This is a genomic window from Vannielia litorea (assembly GCF_018424695.1).
In the GTDB taxonomy this organism is placed as follows: domain Bacteria; phylum Pseudomonadota; class Alphaproteobacteria; order Rhodobacterales; family Rhodobacteraceae; genus Vannielia; species Vannielia litorea_A.
Window position 1 is genome coordinate 1 of the sequence record NZ_QTNQ01000181.1, and the last position, 2,272, is coordinate 2,272.

At 72.3% G+C, this 2,272-nt stretch carries 2 protein-coding genes; one reads left to right on the plus strand and one right to left on the minus strand.

Features of this window, described 5'->3' with window-relative positions; translation table 11 throughout:
- Window positions 1-15 precede the first annotated feature (15 nt).
- Complete coding sequence (locus tag DYI42_RS23785) at window positions 16-1,236, plus strand: MFS transporter (protein ID WP_213549602.1); 1,221 nt, start codon at window positions 16-18, stop codon at window positions 1,234-1,236.
- A gap of 11 nt (window positions 1,237-1,247) precedes the next feature.
- Here the strand turns inward: DYI42_RS23785 and DYI42_RS23790 are convergent.
- Window positions 1,248-2,272, minus strand: a 1,025-nt coding sequence (locus DYI42_RS23790) for an MATE family efflux transporter (RefSeq protein ID WP_213549600.1), incomplete at its 5' end; no start/stop codon positions are given.

A 2,272-nucleotide genomic window follows, 5' to 3' on the forward strand; every position in this document is an offset into this window, starting at 1 on the left:
GGCTACCCCGCCCCCATGCGCCTCCTTCTCACCTTCGCGCCGCTCCTCGCCTCCGTCGCCCTTCTCCAGCTCTCCACCGGGGGCCTCGGGCCGATGGATGCGCTCTCCGGCCTGACCCTCGGCTTCACCACCTCCGAGATCGGCCTGCTGGGCTCGGCCCATTTCACCGGCTTCTTCCTCGGCTGCTGGTGGGCACCCAGACTGATGGGGTCGGTCGGGCACGCCCGCGCCTTCGCCGCCTTCACCGCGCTGGGGGCAATGGGGCTGCTGGGGCACATGCTGCTCACCACGCCCTGGGCCTGGGCCGGGATGCGGGTGGCCTCGGGGCTCTGCATCGCCGGGTGCTACACCGTGATCGAAGCCTGGCTCCAGTCGCGGGTCACCAATGCCACAAGGGGCCGCGCGATGGGCAGCTACCGGCTGGTCGACATGGGCGGCTCGCTGCTGGCCCAGCTCCTGGTCGGCGCGCTCGCGCCGGCCAGCTATGCCGCCTATACCCTGCTGGCGATCCTCTGCTGCGCCGCGCTGCTGCCGATGGCGCTCACCACCGCCGCCCAGCCCGCCACGCCAGAGGCCCCGCGCCTGCGCCCGGCCCTCACCTTCGCCCGCTCGCCGCTGGCGGGCGCCGCCGTGCTGGTGGCGGGCCTCACCTCAGGCAGCTTCCGCACCGTGGGCCCGGTCTATGGCCAGGCCGTCGGCCTCGGCCCCGAGCAGATTGGCCTCTTCCTCGCCATCTGGATCGGAGGCGGCGCGCTGGCGCAGTTCCCCGTGGGCTGGCTGGCCGACCGCTATGACCGCCGCTGGGTGCTTATCGGCCTCTCGGTCGCCTCCACCATCGCCTGCGCGCTGACGCTGGCAACCTCCGGCTCCACCACCGCCGTGCTCGCCTGCGCCGCCGTCTTCGGGCTCACCAGCTTTCCGATCTACTCGGTCGCCGCCGCCCATGCGCATGACTGGGCCTCCGACGAAGAGCGGGTGGAGCTTTCGGCCTCGATGATGTTCGCCTTCGCCGCCGGGGCCATCGCCGCGCCCCTCACCGCCTCATGGCTGATGCAGGCCACCGGCCCCGGCGCGCTCTTCACGCTCATCGCGCTGGCCCATGTGGCGCTGGCCGTCATCGGCACGATCCGGATGCGCGCCCGGCCCACCGCCACCGCGCGCACCCGCTACATCTACGCCCCGCGCACCAGCTTCCTCATCGGGCGGCTGACCGGCAGGCAGCGCAAGGGGCCCTAGGCGCGACAGCTTCAGCCGGAAATCGCCAGCGCCCCCCGCGCCCGCCGCCGCCAGAGCACGACCGAAAGCAACGCCAGCATCCCGACCTCAGCCAGCGGCGGCGCCAGCCAGAGGCCCGGCTCACCCGCCACCAGCGGCAAAAGCAAGGTGAGCGGGATCACCAGCAGATAGGGCCGCGCCAGCCCCAGCAGGGCCGCCCGCCGGGCATCGCCCACCGCCTGGAAGGCTGTCGAAACCATGTTGATCGGCCCGACCACGGCATAAAGGGCCAGCAGCATCGGCAGAATGCGCACCAGCGCCGCCTGCACCGCCGCATCCTCGGTGAAGACCCCGCCCAGCGCATGCCGCGCCGCGATCAGCGCCAATTGCACCGTGGCCGTGTAGAGCAGGGCCACCCCCATCGCCCGCTTCAGCGCCGCGTTGGCCCGCGGGTGCAGCCCGGCACCGTGGCAACTTCCCACGATGGCCTGAAGCGCCTGCCCCAGCCCGAGCAATCCGAGGAAGGCGAAGGCCATGACCCGCAGGTAAATGCCATAGGCCGCCACCAGTGCTTCGCCATCGGGCACATCGAGCACGCGCAGCATGGTCACCAACGCCGCGCTGATCAGCGCGATGCCCAGAAAGCTCAGGCTCTGCGGCGCGCCCAGCGCCAGCATCTCGCCCCAGCGCGCCCACATGGGCCGCGGCAGCGCCAGCACCAGCCGCCCCCGCACCCTGAGCCAAAGCACCACCCCCACCGCCGCGCCCTGTGCGGCAAGCGTGGCCAGCGCCGAGCCCGCCACGCCCCAGCCGAAGACGGCGATGAAGAGCCAATCCAAGGCGCCATTGCCAAGCGAAACCGTGAGCGACATCGCCGCCATGAAGGGCACCCGCCCCTCGACCCGCAGCGCATCCGTCTGGAGCGTCAGCACGAGGCCAAGCAGGCCGCCGCCGCCAAGGATCGCGATGTAGCGCCAGCCCATCCCGGCCAGCGTGGCGTCTCCATCCGCCAAGAACCGCACCAGCCCCGGCCCGGCCACCGCGCCAACGGCACAGA